The sequence below is a fragment of the Paraburkholderia sp. BR10936 genome, from assembly GCF_040965735.1.
In the GTDB taxonomy this organism is placed as follows: domain Bacteria; phylum Pseudomonadota; class Gammaproteobacteria; order Burkholderiales; family Burkholderiaceae; genus Paraburkholderia; species Paraburkholderia nodosa_A.
The window spans coordinates 420,554-440,186 of sequence record NZ_JBFRCM010000002.1 but is presented as its reverse complement, the minus strand read 5'-3'; the positions used below and the strand labels follow the sequence as shown (position 1 = coordinate 440,186).

Annotated in this window: 16 protein-coding genes; 6 read left to right on the top strand and 10 right to left on the bottom strand. The window is 64.5% G+C overall.

Annotated elements, in window-relative coordinates; all coding sequences use genetic code 11:
* The first annotated feature begins 83 nt into the window (after window positions 1–83).
* Window positions 84–704, top strand: coding sequence for a LysE family translocator (locus AB4Y36_RS05430; RefSeq protein ID WP_342946789.1), 621 nt, complete (start codon window positions 84–86; stop codon window positions 702–704).
* A gap of 190 nt (window positions 705–894) precedes the next feature.
* Entirely contained in the window at window positions 895–1,872 is a 978-nt protein-coding gene (locus AB4Y36_RS05425) for a 2-dehydropantoate 2-reductase (RefSeq protein ID WP_069261634.1), read from the top strand.
* A 121-nt stretch (window positions 1,873–1,993) separates the two neighbouring features.
* On the opposite strand, the gene AB4Y36_RS05420 is transcribed toward AB4Y36_RS05425, so the two are convergent.
* A complete protein-coding gene (locus AB4Y36_RS05420) occupies window positions 1,994–3,115 on the bottom strand; it encodes a LysR family transcriptional regulator (protein ID WP_368682594.1) in 1,122 nt (373 codons plus the stop codon).
* Window positions 3,116–3,137: 22 nt separating this feature from the next.
* Window positions 3,138–4,493 carry an oxalate/formate MFS antiporter gene (oxlT, locus tag AB4Y36_RS05415; RefSeq protein ID WP_368605433.1) on the bottom strand — a complete coding sequence of 452 codons (1,356 nt, stop codon included), beginning with the start codon at window positions 4,491–4,493 and terminating at the stop codon, window positions 3,138–3,140.
* Window positions 4,494–4,864: 371 nt separating this feature from the next.
* Between oxlT and AB4Y36_RS05410 the strand changes: the two genes are divergently transcribed.
* Window positions 4,865–5,809 (top strand): LysR family transcriptional regulator, encoded by a 945-nt coding sequence (locus tag AB4Y36_RS05410; RefSeq protein WP_110383445.1) that lies wholly within the window; start codon window positions 4,865–4,867, stop codon window positions 5,807–5,809.
* A 94-nt stretch (window positions 5,810–5,903) separates the two neighbouring features.
* Here AB4Y36_RS05410 and AB4Y36_RS05405 read toward each other — a convergent pair whose 3' ends face one another.
* The 5 genes from AB4Y36_RS05405 to AB4Y36_RS05385 form a co-directional block, all read right to left on the bottom strand.
* The gene (locus tag AB4Y36_RS05405) at window positions 5,904–6,878 is read right to left on the bottom strand and encodes a hypothetical protein (protein ID WP_368682489.1); all 975 of its coding nucleotides are present in this window, start codon (window positions 6,876–6,878) and stop codon (window positions 5,904–5,906) included.
* Window positions 6,879–6,929: 51 nt separating this feature from the next.
* Window positions 6,930–7,742 (bottom strand): fumarylacetoacetate hydrolase family protein, encoded by an 813-nt coding sequence (locus tag AB4Y36_RS05400; RefSeq protein ID WP_368682488.1) that lies wholly within the window; start codon window positions 7,740–7,742, stop codon window positions 6,930–6,932.
* A 16-nt stretch (window positions 7,743–7,758) separates the two neighbouring features.
* Window positions 7,759–9,006 carry a formyl-CoA transferase gene (gene frc, locus AB4Y36_RS05395; RefSeq protein WP_069261628.1) on the bottom strand — a complete coding sequence of 416 codons (1,248 nt, stop codon included), beginning with the start codon at window positions 9,004–9,006 and terminating at the stop codon, window positions 7,759–7,761.
* Between the two features lie 471 nt (window positions 9,007–9,477).
* Window positions 9,478–10,206, bottom strand: coding sequence for a GntR family transcriptional regulator (locus AB4Y36_RS05390; RefSeq protein WP_069261627.1), 729 nt, complete (start codon window positions 10,204–10,206; stop codon window positions 9,478–9,480).
* Window positions 10,187–10,423 (bottom strand): hypothetical protein, encoded by a 237-nt coding sequence (locus tag AB4Y36_RS05385; RefSeq protein WP_081771534.1) that lies wholly within the window; start codon window positions 10,421–10,423, stop codon window positions 10,187–10,189. Before AB4Y36_RS05385 ends, AB4Y36_RS05390 begins: the two co-directional genes overlap by 20 nt.
* 559 nt (window positions 10,424–10,982) lie before the next feature.
* Here AB4Y36_RS05385 and AB4Y36_RS05380 point away from each other — a divergent pair.
* On the top strand, window positions 10,983–11,420 hold the full coding sequence (locus AB4Y36_RS05380) for a DUF2917 domain-containing protein (protein WP_342946794.1): 438 nt from the start codon (window positions 10,983–10,985) through the stop codon (window positions 11,418–11,420).
* Between the two features lie 114 nt (window positions 11,421–11,534).
* On the opposite strand, the gene AB4Y36_RS05375 is transcribed toward AB4Y36_RS05380, so the two are convergent.
* Entirely contained in the window at window positions 11,535–12,698 is a 1,164-nt protein-coding gene (locus AB4Y36_RS05375) for a porin (RefSeq protein WP_342946795.1), read from the bottom strand.
* A gap of 616 nt (window positions 12,699–13,314) precedes the next feature.
* Between AB4Y36_RS05375 and mprF the strand changes: the two genes are divergently transcribed.
* Window positions 13,315–15,924: a bifunctional lysylphosphatidylglycerol flippase/synthetase MprF gene (mprF, locus tag AB4Y36_RS05370; RefSeq protein WP_342946796.1), complete on the top strand. Its 2,610-nt coding sequence runs from the start codon at window positions 13,315–13,317 to the stop codon at window positions 15,922–15,924.
* Window positions 15,921–17,294, top strand: coding sequence for a virulence factor family protein (locus tag AB4Y36_RS05365; RefSeq protein WP_368682487.1), 1,374 nt, complete (start codon window positions 15,921–15,923; stop codon window positions 17,292–17,294). The genes mprF and AB4Y36_RS05365 overlap by 4 nt, the downstream gene beginning before the upstream one ends.
* Before the next feature lie 179 nt (window positions 17,295–17,473).
* On the opposite strand, the gene AB4Y36_RS05360 is transcribed toward AB4Y36_RS05365, so the two are convergent.
* Together AB4Y36_RS05360 and ahpF are read right to left on the bottom strand one after the other, a co-directional pair.
* Entirely contained in the window at window positions 17,474–17,737 is a 264-nt protein-coding gene (locus AB4Y36_RS05360) for a cupin domain-containing protein (protein ID WP_069261623.1), read from the bottom strand.
* Between the two features lie 190 nt (window positions 17,738–17,927).
* Window positions 17,928–19,529, bottom strand: coding sequence for an alkyl hydroperoxide reductase subunit F (ahpF, locus tag AB4Y36_RS05355; protein WP_368682486.1), 1,602 nt, complete (start codon window positions 19,527–19,529; stop codon window positions 17,928–17,930).
* Window positions 19,530–19,633 lie beyond the last annotated feature (104 nt).

Below are 19,633 nucleotides of genomic sequence, written 5' to 3'. Positions count from 1 at the left end.
GGCCTGGTGGCCCGCGCGAGGCGCGCTAGAATGTGCCGATTCACGCGCGCCGCGCACGGCGCTAACGTTCTTCGAGCGTCATCATGTCCCTCACCGCCTGGCTCTTCTTCCTGCCCGCCTGCTTCGCCCTGAATATGGCGCCGGGTCCGAACAATCTCCTCTCGATCAATGTGGCCGCGCGGCACGGTTTTCTGCGCGCCTTTCTCGGCGGCACGGGCCGGCTCGTTTCGTTCGCCGCCATGATCGCGCTCGCGGCCACGGGTCTGGCCGTGGTGCTGCGCGCTTCCGAGGCGGTCTTCTTCGTCATCAAGCTTGCGGGCGCCGCTTACCTCGTGTGGCTCGCCATACAGCTCTGGCGCAGCGACGCCAACCCCATCGGCGAAAGCATGGATGGCGACGCCTCGCTCGCGCGTCTCGCATGGCGCGAATGCCTCGTGGCGGCGGGCAACCCCAAAGCGATTCTCGTTTTCACGGCTTTCCTGCCGCAATTCGTCGATGTCGCCAGGCCCATCGCCCCGCAGTTCGGCGTGCTCGGCGCGAGCTTTCTCGTGCTCGAATGCGTGGCCATCGCGCTCTACTCGCTCGCCGGCATGTACCTCGGCCGCTGGCTCACCCGCACCACCGTGCGCCGCTGGTTCAATCGCACCTGCGGTGCATTTCTCGGTCTGATCGGCGTGAGTTTTCTGCTCGTGCGGCGCGCCTGAACAGCCTCCTCAGGCGCCCCTTATCCATAAGCTTCTCTTGATGATTTTCCCGACAAACTTTAACTGTCGTTAATCGACAGCGCCCCCTATGCTCAAACCATCGTCCGGGGGCGCGGCGAGCGGGCAGCTTCCCCATCGCTCGCGAAACGCCCTGCGGACAAGCGGTTTTCAACGTCATTGGGGTTTCAATATGAAGATCTGCATCTTTGGAGCGGGCGCTATCGGAGGCATGATGGGCGTGCAACTCGCCCGTGCAGGCGCCGACGTGAGCTTCGTCGCCCGCGGCCCGCATCTGGCCGCCATGCGCGAGAACGGCGCACGCCTGCTGATGGACGGTGAGGAGTACGTGGCGAAGGTGCGCTGCACGTCCGATCCGCGCGAACTGGGCGTGCAGGACGTCGTCATCATTACGCTCAAGGCGCATTCGGTGGCGGGCGTGATCGACGCGATGCAGCCGCTCCTCGGCAAGCACACGGCCATCGTCACGGGCACCAACGGCATTCCCTACTGGTACTTCTACCAGCATGGCGGCAAGTTCGCGGGTACCCGCCTCGAAAGCATCGACCCGGACGGCGCGCAATGGAACCGTCTCACGCCCGAGCGCGCGATTGGCTGCGTGCTCTATCCGGCGGCCGAAATCGACGCGCCTGGCGTGATTCGCCACGTGTACGGCAAGAAGTTTCCGATCGGCGAGCCTTCGGGCGAGCGCACGCCGCGCATCGTCCAGCTTCATGAAGCCATGGAGGCCGCCGGGTTCGATGCGCCGATCCGCGAGAACATCCGCGACGAAATCTGGCTCAAGCTGTGGGGCAATCTCTGCTTCAACCCGATCAGCGCACTCACGCACGCCACGCTCGACGTCATCACCAGCGACCCGGCCACGCGCGCCGTAGCGCGCACGATGATGCTCGAAGGCAAGCGCATTGCCGAGCGCTTCGGCGTGAACTTCCGTGTGGACGTTGAGCGTCGCATCGACGGTGCCGGCGCAGTGGGCGCGCACAAGACCTCGATGCTCGTCGACCTCGAAACCGGCCGGCCGATGGAGATCGATCCGCTGATTACCGTCGTGCAGGAAATGGGTAGCCTGGTTGGCGAGCCGACGCCGGCCATCGACACCGTGCTCGCATTGGTCAAGCAGCGTGAGCGGATGGCGATGCAGCCGGCGTAACGTAAGTCGCGGCGAAGGGCGGCGCGAGCGCCGCTTTTTTACGCCCCGGTTCTGGTGCTGGAAAAACAAAAATGGATCGCTTCGAGCGATCCGTTTTGCTTTGCAGAAGAAGAAACGCGCGCTATTCGATGCGGGCGTGGGTGCGGGTTACCTGGAGCGGCGGCGGCGTATCGGCGCCGCGCAACGCGACGCGCATCGGCGTGCCGTTCGAGCCACGCATCGGCGAGCCGTCGATGGACGTTTGCGGTAACGCTTCGCTATCCGGCGATGAGGTCTCCGGGTCCGAACCGTCCGCGACTGGCCCGTCCGGCATGAACTGCGACCACGCCGCCTGAGCACAAGGCCGTAGCGAACGATGGCGACGCCGCACGAGCATCGTCGTCACGTTGACGACCGGATGCAGCAAACGCGTGACGAGCGGCCCCGCGGGCACGGGCCAGTGGCACGTTGCGTGCGCAACGTCGCCCGCACGCTGCGCGTGCCCCCCGCGCGCGCCATCCGTGCACACCGGCAACACGCCGATGCCCATGCCGAGCTGCGCCATGCGCGCCACGCCCGCCACGTGCGCGAACTCCTGCAGCGGCCTCCCCTCAGGCCGCAGACCGTCCAGCGCACGCATCACCGCGCCGCGGCAGCCAGCGTCACGATTGAGCGTGACGAGCGGTTCGCGCGCGAGATCGTCCCATCGCAGCGCCCCCTGTAGCGCAAGCGGATGGTGGGCAGGCAAGAGCGCGCAAAGCGGCGTGGCCGAGAGCGGTTGCACATCGAGGTTGCCGCTCGCGAACGGCACGCTTTCCGCGATCACGCCGAAATCGGCCTCGCCCTGCTCGACCGCCTGCAGCACGGCCGCCTGCGGCAAGTCCTGCAACTGCAGCGTGAGCGAAGGAAAAGCCGCTGCACAGCGCGCGAGCGCAGCGGGCACCCAGGTCGACGAGAGCACCGGGTTGCTCGCCACGAGCACGACGCCGCTATGCGCCTGGTGCGCGTCGCGGCCCTCGTTGAGCGCCATCTCGATCTCGTCGAGCAGGCGGCCGATGCGTCGCTCGAAGCCGCTGCCCGCGAGCGTGAGCTCGACCTGGCGCGTGGTGCGGTCGAAGAGCTTGAGTTCGATCGCTTCCTCGAGTTCGCGCACGCAGCGGCTCACCGCCGACTGCGTGAGCCCGAACTCGCGCGCGGCGCGCGTGAAGCTGCGCGCCCGCGCCACCGCGACGAACACCTTGAGTTGCTGGAGCGATACGTTCATCGACATGGCGGGCCAGCGCGCCTCATTCGCCGCTTTGGTTGGACCAGTGCGGCAACCCCGCGCCCGTATTCGTGGCCAGCGTGACGTTGGGCTCGTTGCTCGCGTCACCGCTGGCTTCGCTGCTCTGTTCGATCAGACGCTTGCGCATCGGCGCGAGGAAGAACTTGGCGCTCACGCCCGCCGCGATCGTGATGACCGCAGCCGCGATGAACACCGCGCTCCAGCCGCCCGTAGCAGACAGCACCGAGGCCACCGGCACGAGCAGCGCTGCCGTGCCCTTGGCGGTGTACAGCGTGCCGGCATTCGATGCGGCGAACTTGCTGCCGAACGTGTCCGCGCAGATGGCCGGGAAGATCGAGAAGATCTCGCCCCAGAACAGGAAGATGAGCGCGGCGAAGGTCATGAACGCATACGGGTTCGTGCCGAACTGCATCATGCCGAGCAGCGCGAGCCCTTCACCCACGAAGATCAGGAACATCGCGTTCTCACGGCCGATCTTGTCGGAGATGAAGCCGCACAGCGGACGCGTAAAGCCGTTGCAGATGTTGTCGATCGACAGCGTGAGCGTGAGGAGCGGCAGCGTCATGCCGAACACCGTCATCGGAATGCGGGCGAGGCCCCAGTCCTTGGCGATCGGCCCGATCTGCGCCGTGGCCATCAGGCCGCCGGCGGCCACCGCGACGAAGCAGATATAGATCACCCAGAATACCGGCTGCTTGACCATCTGGCCCGGCGTGTAGTCGACGCGCGAGACGAGACGGCGGCCCGCCGCGGCGACGGGGCGCGTCACGGGCTTCACGAGCACGAGCGAGAGCACGAGAATCGACACGCCCTGCAGCACGCCGAAGAAGAAGAACGTGTGCTCGTAGCCGGAGCGCGTGATCATGTTCGCAATCGGAATCACCGTCACGGCGGCGCCGGCGCCGAAGCCCGCGGCCGTGAGGCCCGCGGCGAGACCGCGGCGGTCCGGGAACCACTTGAGCGCGTTGCCCACGCAGGTGCCATACACGCCGCCCGCGCCGATACCCGCGATCACGGCCGACACGTAGAGCATCGGCAGCGTCGTGACGTAGGAGTTGATCACCCAGGCGAGGCCTGCGCAAACCGCGCCGCCCGCCACGACCGGACGCGGGCCGAACTTGTCGACGAGCCAGCCTTCCACCGGCACGAGCCAGGTCTCGGTCAGAATGAAAATCGAGAACGCCAGTTGAATCTCCGCCTGGCCCCAGTGGTGGCGCGAATTCATCGGCGCGACGAACAGCGTCCATGCGTATTGCAGATTGGCAACGAGCGCCATGCATAGCATGCCCACCACCAGTTGAAACCAGCGGTTCGTCCAGAACGGACCACTCTCGCTCCTCTGACCGATTGCATTCATATCGCTTGTCTCCGCTATCTATTCATTGCAGCCTGCATGATTACGGGTCTGCATAAATCCAGGCTTATGGTTTTAGCTTTTCACTTCGCTGTGCTGTGTTTTTTATTCGCCAGCTGAATCAAGAATCCGATTGGATATTCGTCAATCCTCATTCACCCTGGCATTACGTCAGACCCTGAAAACATCGTGAAACAAGGGCTTTTCTCAGTGTTGTCCCTTATGAAATCGTATTTCCGAGCGTTAACCCGAACCTGGCTTCGAGCGCTTTGCACGGCATTCGGACTCCTTTCAACTTATGCTAGGGTGATTGCTGAATTACTCACAATTAAAGTTTGTTATTATGTGGATTCAGTATCCTTTATGGTTCGGCCATGACGATGCGAAACGCCACGCTGCGCCAGCTCAAGGTCTTCGAGACCGTGGCGCGCCACCTCAGTTTTTCGCGTGCTGCGGAAGAGCTGCATCTCACCCAGCCGGCCGTTTCCACGCAGGTTCGGCAGCTCGAAGATCACGCGGGCCTGCCGCTCTTCGAGCAGCTCGGCAAGAAGATCTATCTCACGCCCGCGGGCACGGAGATGCTCCACTACAGCCGCGCGATCATGCAGCAGTTCCACGAAGTGGACGAGGCGATGAGCCAGCTAAAGGGCGTCTCGGGCGGCAAGCTCAACGTCGCCGTCATTAGCGCCGGCGATTACTTCTTTCCGCGCCTGCTGGCCGAGTTCACGCGCCGCTACAAGGGCGTCGCGCTCAATCTCTCCGTGCACAACCGCGAGCAGCTGCTCCAGCAGCTCGCCACCAATCAGACCGATCTCGCCGTGATGGTGCGTCCGCCCCACGCGACTGACGCCATCAACGAGCCGTTTGCGCCTCACCCGTACGTGATCGTTGCGGCGCCCACGCATCCGCTCGCCAACAAGCGCGCCATCAAGCTCAGCACGCTCGCCAACGAGGCGTTCATCGTGCGCGAGCGCGGCTCGGATACGTGGAACTCGATGGAAGAAGGCTTCGCGGGGAAGATCACGAACCTCAAGATCGCCATGGAGATCCAGAGCACCGAGACGATCAAGCAGGCCGTGATCGCGGGCATGGGCATCGCCTTTCTTTCGGCGCACACCATCAGCCTCGAACTGCAGGTCGGTCACCTCACCGTGCTCGACGTCGAAGGCTTCCCGGTCATGCTCAACTGGTACGTCGTGCACCGGAAAAACAAGCGCCTGCCGCCCGTCGCGCTTGCGTTCAAGCGCTTCCTCATGGAGGAAGGCGCGGCGCTCATCGAGAACATTACGAAAGTGTCAGAAGCGAGCTTGCATAAGTAAGGTTTAATGGATAGCCAAGAAACCATCATGCATGACTAATCATTCGCGTCATATTGCGCGTTCTGTTGTTTTCCCCTGCTCCCGCAGATAGACGTCAGTGCGGTCCTTGCCGCTGACGCAGCGCACCGCCCCGGCTGCGTCGCCGCCGTGGCAAATCCTGGGACGCGTGATGACCCGCGCGCCCTCCGCTTCCGTGCGGCGTGTCGCTCGCGGCCAGCCAGGCGGGTTCGAACGCGCCGCTGCCGCAGGCCGCGACCAGCAGTTCATCCGGCACACCGGCAAAACTTGCATGGAATGTTGCGCTGAAGGGCTCGCGTGGCGGTGACGCCTCGACGGCGCCCGTGCGGGCGAGCCGCGGCCGCCGGGCGCCGCTCATGAGCCGCACGCCCAGCGCTGCGCACAGCACGCTCGCCGCGACCAGCACGGAGATCTCGAAATCGGGCGAAGCTCGCGCGCTCAGGAATTCGTAGCCGAGCGCAGCGCCCAGCAGCAGCGCGATGACATGCATGACACGGTCGCCGCGGCCGAACGGCACGTGCCTGCGGACCGAGCCGCTCGCTTGCGCGCCACGGCTGAGCAAACGCAGCGCGCCGCCGGTCAGCAATGCGCCGGTCGCCGCCGCGACGAATAGCGCTACACGTTCGCCAGCACTCCGCTCAGGCTGCAACACGTAACCAACGAACGCGCCGATCAAGACACTCGCGCCCGATACACCCCCCAGCAGCGCCGCCGTCCGCGCGCGGGGCGTGAGGTCGCGCCGGCCCGCGAGGCACAAACCGCCCAGCACGCCGGCTTCGACCGCGACGGTCGCGTCGGGCCCATGCATCCAGCCCGCAGCGATCACGCCGGGCGGCACGGTCAGTAGCAATGCGAACGAAATGGCGAAGGCGAGCCGATGCCTGCGCGGCGCACCAGCGCGCCTGGCGCAGGACGGCGTGGAGCGGGAACGCGACAACGGCCACGCACGCACCGGCGCGAGCGCCGCCAATTGTGCAAATGCACAGCCAAGCCATGCGAACAGCGCGCCAGCGCCCAGCCACGCCAGGTCGCCAGCCAGTTGCTCCGGCATTTCTCCTCCTCGCGCGGCATCGCTGCCGCGCGCGTCTTTGGTTTCAGGCCGTCAAGCCGCGCCCTCTACGGCGGCAAGCGACTCGATTTGCGCTGACGCGGCGCCCAGCGCATTGCTCAACGTACCGATCCCTTCGATGGTGACCTCGACCGTTGCGCCATCAACGATCGAGCCTACGCCGAGTGAGGTGCCGCACGCAATCACGTCGCCGGGTTCGAGCGTCAGATCCTGAGAAATAAGACTCACCTGCTGCGCCGGCGAAAACACCATGTCGTCGAGCGGATAATTCTGCCGCTCCACGCCATCGAGTTTCGTGACGACGCGTGCGCGCTGCCAGTCGAACCCGGAAACGATCGCCGGACCCAGACAACAGAACGTATCGAAACCTTTGGCGCGGCACCATTGCGGGAAGTGCGGATTCTCGGTGATGAGGCCCGCTGCCGTGACGTCGTTGACGATCGTGTAGCCGAAGATCGCCGACTCGGCTTCCTTCACGCTCGCATCGCGGCAGCGCTTGCCGATCACGATGCCGAGTTCGCCTTCGAAGACGATTTTTCCCGCATAGTGAGCAGGACGCCGAATCAATTCAGAAGAGCCGATCACCGAAGCCGGCGGCTTGATGAGAAAGAGCGGGTGCGATGGCACCGGCTTTTCGAGTTTCGCGGCGAGCGCGTGAAAATTGTTCCACAGCGCAACGATCTTGCCGGGTGCACAGGGCGCGAGCGGCGTAAGCGCGCGCAGCGACAGCACTGCGCCAGTGGGCACCGGCTGATCGAGCCCTTGGTATTCGTGCAGGTAACCGTTCTCGACGCGGCCGAACACGATGCTGCCGTCGCTCGCCATCAAACGCATCCACGTTTCCATGTTTCGCTCCTCGGTTTCAAACGGCGCCAGACGCGCGCAGCGAGTGGATCTCGTCCTTCGTGTAGCCGAATTCGGCGAGCACTTCGTCGGTGTGTTCGCCCAGCATCGGCGAACGCGTGACTTCGGTCGGGCTATCCGAGAGCTTGATCGGGTTGCCCACCGTGAGGTACTTGCCGCGCACCGGGTGATCCACCTCGACGATCGTGCCGCTCGCGCGCAGCGATTCGTCGCTGGCGATCTCCTTCATCGAGAGAATCGGGCCGCACGGAATGTCGTAGCGGTTGAGCACGGCCATTGCGTCGAACTTCGTGCGATGCATGGTCCAGTGCTCGATCTCGTCGAAGATCGCCTTCAGGCGCGGCAGGCGCGCATTCGGCGTGGCGTAGTCCGGATCGTCGATCCACTCCTCGCGCCCGATCAGCTTGCAGATGCGGTCCCACACGGGTGCCTGCGCGATGAAATAGATATAGGCGTTCGGATCGGTCTCCCACCCCTTGCACTTGAGAATCCAGCCCGGCTGCCCGCCGCCCGACGCATTGCCGGCGCGCGGCACGGCCTCGCCGAAGCCGTCGTTGGGATACTGCGGGTACTCTTTCATGACGCCGGTGCGCTCGAGCCGCTGCTGGTCGCGCAGCTTCACGCGGCACAGGTTGAGCACGCCGTCCTGCATGGCCGCAAGCACCTTCTGGCCGCGCCCCGTGTGCGTGCGCTGATAGAGCGCGGTCACGATGCCGAGCGCGAGATGCAGGCCCGTGCCGCTGTCGCCGATCTGCGCGCCGGAGACGACCGGCGGGCCGTCGTCGAAGCCTGTCGTCGACGCCGCACCGCCCACGCACTGCGCGACGTTCTCGTAGACCTTGCAGTCCTCGTACGGGCCGGGGCCGAAGCCCTTCACCGAGGCGACGATCATGCGCGGGTTCAGCGTCTGTATACGTTCCCAGCTGAAACCCATGCGCTCGAGCGCGCCCGGCGCGAAGTTTTCGACCAGCACGTCGCAATCGCGAATGAGCCGCTCCAGCACGCGCTTGCCTTGCGGGTTCTTCGTGTCGAGCGTGAGCGAACGCTTGTTGCCGTTGAGCATCGTGAAGTAAAGGCTGTCCGCGTCCGGCAGGTCGCGCAGCTGCTCCCGCGTGATGTCGCCTGCGCCTACGCGCTCTACCTTGATCACGTCCGCGCCGAACCAGGCGAGCAGTTGTGTGCAGGTGGGTCCCGACTGCACGTGCGTGAAATCGAGGATGCGCACGCCGTTCAATGCCTTGCCCATGTCATGTCTCCTTATCTAATCGTGGCCGGGCGAGTTTTCGAAAATCGGTGGGGTTGCGTGGGCAGAGGCGTTTCGCGCGATGGCGCGTCATCTGCGTCCTTGAGCAATACGGTATGTGATATATCACAACGAAGCAAGAGGAGAATTGCCCATCGGGAATGCCATTAGAATCGCGTCGAAGCCTTATCCAGCATGGCTTTGGTGCAAGTTCGGTGGCATTGACGCGGCGCACACGAGGGAAAACCCCGAACATTTGCCGCATCTGATATGCCAGATTCCGTGTAAAGGATGGCTGCCTCGCACCGGGATTTGGTCAGGGATGCCAGGGGTTGATGCGCATAAAGTCGGCTGTCGGAGGCCGTTCTGCCGACGCGTGATGAATGAGCGTGATGGGACGCGAAAGAACGTAAACGCAAAACGGGAGACCCGAAGGTCTCCCGTTTTGCCTAGAGGCGGCGTCAGCCGCCTGCGTCAATCCAGAAAATCGCAGTTCTTCTCGACATAAGCCGCGAGATCGAGCGAATGCTGGCGCACGAGCTTTTCCGCCAGCTCGGTGTCACGCTTCTCCAGCGCCTCGATGATGCGCAGATGATCGACGATCGAGCGCGAAGCCCGGTCGCTCTGCGAAATCGTCATGCGGCGGATGGCACGCACGTGCACGAAGATGTTCTTGATGGTGTCGAGGATGATCTGCGAGCGGGAAAGCTCGACGATCGCCTGGTGGAACGCGATGTTGGCGTCCGAGTACTCGGCGATGTGTTCGGCGGGCGTGCTGTCGCGGAAGTCGTCGAACATGTGGCGCAGCCGCGCGATTTCCTCGTCGGTGGCGTGGATCGTGGCGAGACGCGCGGCCATGCTTTCGAGCGCGGCCCACATCTGGATCATCTCGACGATCTCGCGCTTGCTCTTGCGCACGATATAGATGCCGCGGCGCGGCACCATGCGCAGGAAGCCCTCCTGCTCGAGCAGCGTCATGGCCTCGCGAACCGGCGTGCGGCTCACGCCGAGCGATTCGCTCAGCACGCGCTCGTCGAGCCGGATTTCCTCGCGCGACTGGTAGATATCGGCGTCGGCAATGGCCTGGCGCAGCATGGCATAAGCCTGATCGCGCAGGCTCAGTGTGGCGTTGATGGGCTGCAGCGCCAGCTTGAGCGGCGCCGCTTCCCGGCTTGCTACAACTTCAGTTTGTTCTGACGACATTGATTACCTCTTTTCCGACCTGCGGACGGATTCGCGGACCGAATTGTGCACGACGAACGGCCCTGGCGCGCGGTGCTTCGCCCAAACCAGCGTACCGGCCATGCTGCGCAGCCTGCTCAATGGCGGACTGCGGCAGCCACCTGGCGATCATGACCGTAGCAGCTGCACCCAGACCCACGACCGCTGCACCGAACAGTGCGAGAGAAACGAAATCCATTTGAAGCTCCGCATGATTGAGTAATCGAATAACTCAATCATATGTTGCGTCGCCACAAAAAGCAATATTCTGTATGTGATATATCAGATGCAGTCGTTTCCACACAACACGTCGATGCCGCGAGGCGTATCAGGGAGTACGCCCCCCACATTGTGGGACGGTTCGACGGATATCCATAAAAAACAACCAATCCTAGTGAGAAAACGGTGCTGCCCGCAAGAGGATATGCCATCGAAGGGCACGATCGCGTCATGCAAAGGTGCGAACGAGACTCGCACGCAACACAAACTGCGGCTGCCAAAGCCCATTTAAGCATTTCCGGTTGACAGCGCTGCAAGGCACCCCGCACACTCAAGCCATGCACACGTCCTCCACCCGCCTCGTCATCGCAAACACGATGAATCATCCGTGGAAAACCCATACGGGTAACCCACGGGGATGGTGTGCGTACTAGCAGTCTGTCGTCACGCAAATCACAAGCCCCGCCGGCATCGACGGGGCTTTTTGTCTTTCTGGGTGATAGCGCTCCGTCCGTCGGCTCCAAAAACTGGAGAAAACGATGGATGACGCTTTTCAGGCAGCTTCACTGACCGCTTCGCAACCCGCTTTACAGCCCGCCCCACAATCCGCGCCGCACGCCGTTGCGGACGCAACCGACCGTCTCGACGATCCGTTGCCCGTCCAGTCGGTCCACTTCGCCGTGCCGCCCATGCGCACTGTCACCTGGCGCGTGAGCGCATCAGCCACGCTGCGTGTTCAGGTAGCCCAGGTATGGGTCACGCGCGCCCGCTCGCCCTACGACCACTGGGTGCAACCGGGCGAGACGCTTCGGCTCGAGCGTGGCGAACGTATCTGGCTCAGCACTGAGGCCGCCTTGCCGGCACGCGTGAGCATCACGAGCGCATGGCAGCCGCCGTTCGCGGGCGTGCGGCGCGGTATGGAGCGCCTCGCCGCCTGGCTTGCGCTGCTCACGCTCCGGCGTTCGCGCGAGGCGTGACGCGCGATGCCCTGACGCTTGACGCGCCTTGAGCCGAACCCAGGGCCGCACACGCCAAAACGCCGGATGCGCCGCCCAGTTGGCGCATCCGGCGTTGTCGATCGAGGCCGTCGCTCAGAACTTGTGCCGCAGCCCGAAGTTCACGATGGTCTGGTTCGAGGTGCCCGAGTAACCGTACGAGCCGACCGAAGCCTCGGCCGGCATCGAGCCGCCCGTACCGTTCCCGGTATCGCCGCTCGCATGCTGCCAGGCCGCCGTCATGTAAAGGTCCGTGCGCTTCGAGAGGCTGTAATCCGCGCCGAGCGACACCTGGTTGTAATTCGCCGACGTATCGCCGTTGGCATGCGTGTAGCTGTAGCCAATGCCGAGCAGCAGCGCCGGGTTCAGCTGATAGTTCATGAAGCCTTGGCCGGTGTTGTACTTTTGCGTCTCGCGGAACACCGAACTCGCATCGGGCGAGTAGCGCGCGTTGCTGTAGCCGAGGCCGAAGGTGAACTGGCCGAGCTGGTACTGCGCCGCCGCGCGCGCAATGGTGAGCGAGTGTGCCGTAGCGTAGCCGGAGTTGATCGGGCCGTCGAAGGTGCCGTCCGAGGTGCTCGTCCAGCCGCCGGTGCGAATGCCGTTGACGGCCTGGCTGTTCGCCGCGTAGAAGTAGCCGCCTGCCAGCGCGAGCGGACCGTTGGTGTAGTTGACCGCCGCCGAGTACGACTGCTCGGCGCCTGTCGAACCCGCGATGCCACCAAACGAGTACATCGCCGCAGCCTGGAGGCCGCTCCATACGGGCGTGGTGTACTTGACGGCGTTGTTCACGCGGAAGCTGTTGTCGTAGTTATCGACGTCGCCGGGCGTTGCGAACACGGAGCCGAAATAGTTGTCGGCCGTGATGCCCTGCACGAGGTCGATGAGCGGGTCATACTGCCGCCCGAGCGTGAGCGACCCGTACTGCTCGGCCGTCAAGCCCACGTATGCCTGTCGGCCGAACAGCCTGCCGCCCTGCGCAAGCGCGCCTGTGGACGGGTTGAAGCCGCTTTCCAACTGGAAGATCGCCTTGAGGCCGCCACCGAGATCTTCAGCGCCCTTCAAACCCCATCGCGAGCCGGAGAGATTGCCGAAGCTGCTGTTGCCGAGCGTCCAGAGGTTCTTGCTGCCGTCGGCGTGATTGACGTAGGTAATCGAGGTGTCGATGGTGCCGTACAGCGTCACGCTAGTCTGTGCCTGAGCCGTGCCAGCAACCCCGAGCGCGGCCAGTGAAAGGGAAGTCAAGGCTAGTCTTTTCACGTCATTCTCCCGGCACGGTAAAACAACTCTTGACCAAAGCAGACTAACTCGCCCGTCGAGCATTGTAAAAGGATTAAACGAGCTGTCTCGAATTAGTGACAGCGATTTCAGAAAGTGCCCGGTTAACACCCAAAACATCATCTCCGGCTGCCAACCAGGAGTGCCTGCAACGCCCGCCACGCAAGGCTTTCGGCGAACCAGCCCACTCGGCGCGCGTTTCAGCATGCGATCTGCGCCCGCCCATTACTCACAAGTTAACGATTACCTTGCCGTTCTGGCCGCCTGTTAATCTGGCCCTGCAAACATCAATCGCAAAAAGATTATTCCCTAATTAAATCCACTAGTTACGACGCGTCATCGCGTCGAATTGATCTGCACCCAATAGCGGTTTCTTGCACCGGGGCGTCAACCGGCGGGTAGTCCCATGCGTTTGCTGAGCTTAACTAGTCCTTTCCGAACGATTACGATTCGGCTCGAATTTCCGGTTCGCGCGCGTGATGCGCGAGACCCGGCCTCGAAAGAACGTAAGCGCAAAACGCGAATAAACACGATGTCACCGCCGGGGAAGCTGTAACAGTCGATACGGCGACATCGCAGAGAGCCACCAGACCGATCCATGTCCCAATCGCATTCTTCGCGCGCGGCGCGCGCCCTCGGGGCGCTGCGCCGCCGTGCCGGTGCCCTGCACCTGCAGCGCTTTGTCGCGCCGGTGTTCGCGCTCGGTATCTGCGCGCTGCTGCTGGTCGTGTTCCAGCACCTCTCTCGCACGGTCGACTACCACTCGGTGATCCGCCAGCTCTGGACGCTCACGCCCGCGCAATGGGTCGGCGCCCTCGCCGCCACGGCCGTGAGCTTCGTCGCGCTGGTCGGTCGCGACGCCGTGGGCCTGCGCTACCTCGGCGCGCGCGTCTCGCGCGGCGCGTTGTGGGCCGGCGCGATCGCCGGCTCGGCGCTCGGCAACGTGACCGGCTTCGGCGCGCTCACGGGCGGCGCCGTGCGTTGCCGCGTGTATGGCGGCGCGGGCGTCACCGCCGCGCAGATCGGCCGCATGACGGTGTTCACGAGCGTCACGCTCGCCCTCGCGCTCGTGTTCATGACCGCGCTCGGCATGGTGGGCGCCGCAAGCACGCTCTCCGGTCTGCTGCACCTCTCGCCCGACGAACTGCGCCTGATCGGCGGCGTGGTGCTCGGCTGCGGCGCGGTGATGGTCATCGTTTGCCCCGCAAGCGCGCGCGAGATCGAGCCGTTCGGCCGCGCATGGCTGCGCTTTTCGGTGCCGGCGCGGCGCGACCTCGTCGCGCAGCTGCTGCTGGCCGCGCTCGACGTGGTCGGCGCCGGGCTCGCGCTCTGGTCGGTCATGCCGCATGCGCTTCTCGGCTTCACCGACTTCCTCACCGTGTATTGCGCCGCCATGCTGCTCGGCCTGATCGGCCACACGCCCGGCGGCATCGGCGTGTTCGAAGCCGCGATGGTCTACGCGCTCGGGCCGAGCGTGCCGACCTCGAAGGTGCTTGCCGCGCTGCTCGCCTATCGCGCGATCTACTTCGGCGCGCCGCTCGCGCTCGCCGCCGCGGTGCTCGCCGTATTCGAGGGCCGCGCGCTCAAGACACCGCTCGGCGCCCGCTTTGCGAAGCGCGGCGCCGATGGCGTCTCGCAACTCGCGCCGCTCTTCCTCGCCATCGTGACGTTCGTGACCGGCAGCATGCTCGTGATCTCGGGCGCCACACCCGCGTTCTCCAAGCGCATCGCGCTGCTCCAAACCATCGTGCCGCTCTGGGTGCTCGAAAGCTCGCAGCTGATGGGCAGCCTCTTCGGCGTGTTGCTCCTGTTCGTCGCGCGCGGTCTGCTGCGGCGTCTGGACGCCGCCTGGTGGCTCGCGCTCGTGATCGCCGTGGCCAACCTCGCGCTCTCGCTCGCCAAGGGCCTCGCCTTCGTCGAAGCGGGCGTGCTGTGCGTGCTGATCGTGCTGCTGCTTGGTACGCGCAAGCGCTTCAATCGCCACTCGTCGATGTTCAGCGAGCGATTCACGCCGGCCTGGCTCGCCTCGGTCGGCTGCGTGATCGCGCTCGCCGTGTGGGTGCTGCTGTTCGCGTTCCGCGATGTGCAGTACTCGCAAAGCCTCTGGTGGCAATTCGCCTTCCACAGCCGCGCGCCGCGCGCGCTGCGCGCCACGCTCGGCGCCGGCGTGTTCGCCGCCGCGCTCGCACTGTGGCAATTGCTGCGCCCCGCCGCCGGCCGCTTCGTGATGCCCCCGAGCGAAGACCTCGAAGAGGCCGCGCGTATCGTGCGCGCGCAGGAACGCAGCGACGCGGGCCTCGCGCTGATGGGCGACAAGAGCTTCCTCTTCTCCACCTCGCGCAAGGCTTTCCTGATGTACGCGAAGCGCGGTCGCACGTGGGCGGCGCTGCACGATCCGGTTGGCCCGCGCGAAGAGTGGCCCGCGCTGATCCGCGAGTTCGTCACGCTCGCGCACGCACACAACGGCCGCGCGGCGTTCTACCAGGTGCGCGCCGACGCGCTGCCGCTCTATCTCGACGCCGGCCTCACGCTGATGAAGCTCGGCGAGGAAGCGCGCGTGATGCTGCAGGAATTCGACCTCAAGGGTCCGCAGCGCGCGCATCTGCGCTACGCGCTCAAGCGCGGCGAACGCGACGGCTTTTCGATCGAACATATCGAGCCCACGCAGATGGGCGCGAGCCTGCCGGTGCTGCGCGCGATCTCCGACGCGTGGCTGCAGGACCGCGAAGCGCGCGAGAAAAGCTTCTCGGTGGCCGCGTTCGACGACGACTATCTCGCCGCGCAGTCCGTCTTGCTCATCCGTCAGAACGGCGAGCCGCTCGCCTTCGTCACCTTCATGACGACCGATCTGAACACCGACGCGACGGTGGGCGTCATGCGCCATATGCCGGGCGCCTCGCCCTACGCGATGGAATATCTGTTCACGCAGCTCGCGCTGCATCTGAAGGCCGCAGGCTACCAGTCGCTCTCGCTCGGCATGGCGCCGCTCTCGGGCATGGGCCCTTCGCCGCTCGCGTCGTCCTGGCACCGGCTCGCGGGTTTCATCTGGCGCTTCGGCGGCCGCTTCTATAACTTCCGGGGGCTGCGCGGCTTCAAGAACAAGTTCGCGCCGCGCTGGGAACCACGCTATCTGGCCGCCTCTGGCTCGATCAGCGTGTTCATCACTCTCGCTGATCTATCGCTGCTGGCAGGAGGCTGGCGCTCATGACATTCCGTATTCCCAGGCTGCCGCGCATTGCAGGCACGGCAGCGGGCGCCGCTGCGCTGGCGTTTTGCGCGGTTCACGCCAACGCGGCTTCGACGCCCGTCTCGACGCCCGCCTCCGCCGCGACCATGCACGTTTCGGGCGGCCGTTACGGCGAAGTCGCGGTGACGAAACCGAGTGTCGCCATGCGCGGCTTCACCGTGCTGTTCTCGGCGGACAAGCACTGGAGCGCCGCCGACCAGACGCGCGCCGACGCGCTCGCGCAGCATGGCGCGCTCGTCGTGGGCGTGGATACGGAGCGCTATGCGCAGAACCTCGCCGCCGTGAAGAACGAGACCTGCCACAAGCTCTACAGCGACGCCGAAGCGCTGAGCCACCAACTCGAACGCCAGCTAGGCTCCAGCGAGTACTACGCGCCGATCGCGATCGGCAGCGGCGAAGGTGCGCTCATCGCACAGCGCATGCTCTCGCAGGCGCCCGCGAACACGATGGCGGGCGCCGTGTCGCTCGATCCGGCCGCAAAGCTCGACGCGCGCTTCGCGCCCTGCCCGGCCGACCCCACGCTCTCGCGCGGCAATGGCCTGCCCGGCTTCTTCGAGCAGGGTGTGACGACGAAAGATGTGCACGCAGCCACTTCCGGCGCTCCGCGCGCCTTCGCCCCCAACGTTGCCGACGCCGACAAGATCGTTGCGCTCACATCGAATCACCTGCGCGTCGTGACGGAGAGCGAAGAGGACGTGTCGGACCTGCCGCTCGTCGAACTGCCCGCGGCGCACCCCACCGACATGCTCGCGGTGGTGATCTCGGGCGACGGCGGCTGGCGCGATCTCGACAAGACGATTGCAGAAGCGCTGCAAAAGCAGGGCATTTCGGTGATCGGCTGGGACGCGCTGCGCTACTTCTGGAGCGAAAGGACGCCCGAGCAAACGAGCCACGATCTCGCCCGCGTGCTGAAGACTTACGGCTCGCGCTGGCATGCGCAGCACATCGCGCTCGTGGGCTACTCGTTCGGCGCGGACGTGATGCCGTTCGCCTACAACCGTCTGCCCGACACGTTGCGCGCGAAGGTGTCGTACATGTCGCTGCTCGGCTTCGCGCCGGACGCCGACTTCCAGATTCGCGTGACGGGCTGGCTCGGCATGCCCGCCAGCGACAAGGCACTGCAGGTGCGCCCGGAACTCGCGAAGGTGCCGCCTTCTATCGTGCAATGTGTGTATGGCGCGGGCGAGAAAGACACGCTGTGTCCGGCGCTCGCGAATACCGGCATCGACGTCGTGAAGACGAACGGCGATCACCACTTCGACGGCGACTACAATGCGCTCGCCGGGAAGATCATCGCGGGGTGGAAGAAGGAAATCGCGGCGCGGGGGTGAGGGAGCGAGTCGCCTTCGCGCCAGCGCTCCCACATTAGTCTTCGCTGGCTATCGGAGCAATGGATCCTCGGTCGCTGTTTCATTTGCAACACCTCGGCTGCTCACGCAGGGTGTAGTGTGCTGCATCGACCCGTTGAATCCGTACGGAGCTTCGGCCCCTCGCGGCATAGGCGCCCCCCTCACTTCCTCCCCACCAGGTACTGCACGCCCTGCGGCCCATAGCGCTCGGCGTGCGGCAAGTTGGCGGCGAGATGAAACACGTCGCCGACCTTGTAGTGTCGCTCTTCGTCGCCTACGCGGATGTGCAGTTCGCCCTCGATGACCAGCGCCTTCGCTTCGAACGGATGCGAATGAACCTCCATGACGCCGGCTTCGCGCGTCACGACAACGGGCTCGGGAAAGCCTTCTTCGGCCAGGCTGCGGATGAATGTTTCGCGCTGCATGTTTCGTCTCCTCGATCGACGGTGTCGACCAGCAGCCAGTTTGGCACGCGCACCGAGACGCTGTTCATTTAATTTCACATATTCTGTAAAAGGCAGCCCGCTCGTCCAGGACTGAGCCGTCTTCTTGCGCGAAACCATAAAAAAACGCCGGCGTGAGCCGGCGTAAAGAGAGACTGCTACAACCCTTTGCTTAGGCGACCACGGGCGCCGCCTTAGCATCCTCTTCCTGCTCCACGGAGGAGCGGATCAGGTAGTCGAATGCGCCCAGCGATGCCTTCGCGCCTTCGCCCACGGCGATCACGATCTGCTTGAACGGCACGGTCGTCACGTCGCCCGCGGCGAACACGCCCGGCACCGACGTCTGGCCCTTGGCGTCCACTTCGATCTCGCCGTGCTTCGACAGCGCCACCGTGCCCTTGAGGAACTCGGTGTTCGGCACGAGGCCGATCTGCACGAACACGCCTTCGAGTTCGAGATGACGCTTCTCGCCCGACGTGCGTTCGAGAAAAGCGAGACCCGTGACCTTCTGGCCGTCGCCGGAAATCTCCGTGGTTTGCGCGTTCACGTGCACCGTGACGTTCGGCAGGCTGCGCAGCTTGCGTTGCAGCACTTCGTCCGCACGCAGTTGCGCGCCGAATTCGAGCAACGTGACATGGCTCACGATACCGGCCAGGTCGATTGCCGCTTCCACGCCCGAGTTACCGCCGCCGATCACCGCCACGCGCTTGCCCTTGAAGAGCGGGCCGTCGCAGTGCGGGCAGTAAGCCACGCCCTTGTTCTTGTACTGCTGCTCGCCCGGCACGTCGACATTGCGCCAGCGCGCACCGGTGGCGAGCACCACGCTCTTCGCACGCAGCGTCGCGCCGCTTTGCGTGCGCACTTCGAAGCCGTTGCCCGAGGGCACGAGCGCTTCGGCGCGCTGCAGATTCATGATGTCGACGTCATAGGCGCGCACGTGCTGCTCCAGCGCCGTGGCGAACTTCGGCCCTTCCGTTTCCGTGACCGAGACGAAGTTCTCGATGGCCATCGTGTCGAGCACCTGGCCGCCGAAGCGCTCGGCGAGCACGCCGGTCTTGATGCCCTTGCGCGCCGCGTAGATCGCAGCCGCAGCGCCAGCGGGTCCGCCGCCGACGATGAGCATGTCGAAAACATCCTTCTGGTTCAGCTTCTCGGCAGCACGCGACGATGCGCCGGTATCGAGCTTCGCGAGAATCTCTTCCACGCCCATGCGGCCCTGGCCGAACACTTCGCCGTTCAGGTAGATGGTCGGCACGGCCATGATCTGGCGCTTCTCGACTTCGTCCTGATACAGCGCGCCGTCGATCGTGACGATCTGCACGTTCGGGTTGAGCGAAGCCATCGCGTTGATCGACTGCACGACTTCCGGGCAGTTCTGGCACGACAGCGACATATAGACTTCGAACGAGAATGCGCCATCGAGCGCCTTCACCTGTTCGATGGTGTCGTTCTCGAGCTTGACCGGGTGGCCGCCCACCTGCAGCAGCGCCAGCACGAGCGACGTGAATTCGTGGCCCATCGGAATGCCCGCGAACGTGACTTTCACGTCGGAGTTCGCGCGCTTGATATCGAACGAAGGGGTACGCGCGTCGCCGGCTGCGGCGCCACGGCGTGCTTCGTAGGAGATGCGATTCGAGAGCGATGCGATGTCCTGCAGCAATTGCTGCAGTTCTTGCGACTTCTCGCCATCGTCCAGGTACGCAACGATCTCGATCGACTGCGTGACTTTTTCGAGGTAGCTTTTGAGTTGATCTTTGAGGTTGGCGTCGAGCATGGCTTTTTTTCCGGCTAGAGAAGAAGCGGGGGAATTCTAAGTATTGCCTGGCAATTTCGCCGTTCCGCTTATGGCGTCAAGAGGCGAACAGGCACCCGGACCGC

Bases quoted from the DNA above. Each gene is read 5' to 3' on its own strand.
- AB4Y36_RS05430 (WP_342946789.1), top strand. From the start codon at position 84: ATGTCCCTCACCGCCTGGCTCTTCTTCCTGCCCGCCTGCTTCGCCCTG.
- AB4Y36_RS05425 (WP_069261634.1), top strand. From the start codon at position 895: ATGAAGATCTGCATCTTTGGAGCGGGCGCTATCGGAGGCATGATGGGC.
- AB4Y36_RS05420 (WP_368682594.1), bottom strand. From the start codon at position 3,115: ATGAACGTATCGCTCCAGCAACTCAAGGTGTTCGTCGCGGTGGCGCGG.
- oxlT (WP_368605433.1), bottom strand. From the start codon at position 4,493: ATGAATGCAATCGGTCAGAGGAGCGAGAGTGGTCCGTTCTGGACGAAC.
- AB4Y36_RS05410 (WP_110383445.1), top strand. From the start codon at position 4,865: ATGACGATGCGAAACGCCACGCTGCGCCAGCTCAAGGTCTTCGAGACC.
- AB4Y36_RS05405 (WP_368682489.1), bottom strand. From the start codon at position 6,878: ATGCCGGAGCAACTGGCTGGCGACCTGGCGTGGCTGGGCGCTGGCGCG.
- AB4Y36_RS05400 (WP_368682488.1), bottom strand. From the start codon at position 7,742: ATGGAAACGTGGATGCGTTTGATGGCGAGCGACGGCAGCATCGTGTTC.
- frc (WP_069261628.1), bottom strand. From the start codon at position 9,006: ATGGGCAAGGCATTGAACGGCGTGCGCATCCTCGATTTCACGCACGTG.
- AB4Y36_RS05390 (WP_069261627.1), bottom strand. From the start codon at position 10,206: ATGTCGTCAGAACAAACTGAAGTTGTAGCAAGCCGGGAAGCGGCGCCG.
- AB4Y36_RS05385 (WP_081771534.1), bottom strand. From the start codon at position 10,423: ATGGATTTCGTTTCTCTCGCACTGTTCGGTGCAGCGGTCGTGGGTCTG.
- AB4Y36_RS05380 (WP_342946794.1), top strand. From the start codon at position 10,983: ATGGATGACGCTTTTCAGGCAGCTTCACTGACCGCTTCGCAACCCGCT.
- mprF (WP_342946796.1), top strand. From the start codon at position 13,315: ATGTCCCAATCGCATTCTTCGCGCGCGGCGCGCGCCCTCGGGGCGCTG.
- AB4Y36_RS05365 (WP_368682487.1), top strand. From the start codon at position 15,921: ATGACATTCCGTATTCCCAGGCTGCCGCGCATTGCAGGCACGGCAGCG.
- AB4Y36_RS05360 (WP_069261623.1), bottom strand. From the start codon at position 17,737: ATGCAGCGCGAAACATTCATCCGCAGCCTGGCCGAAGAAGGCTTTCCC.
- ahpF (WP_368682486.1), bottom strand. From the start codon at position 19,529: ATGCTCGACGCCAACCTCAAAGATCAACTCAAAAGCTACCTCGAAAAA.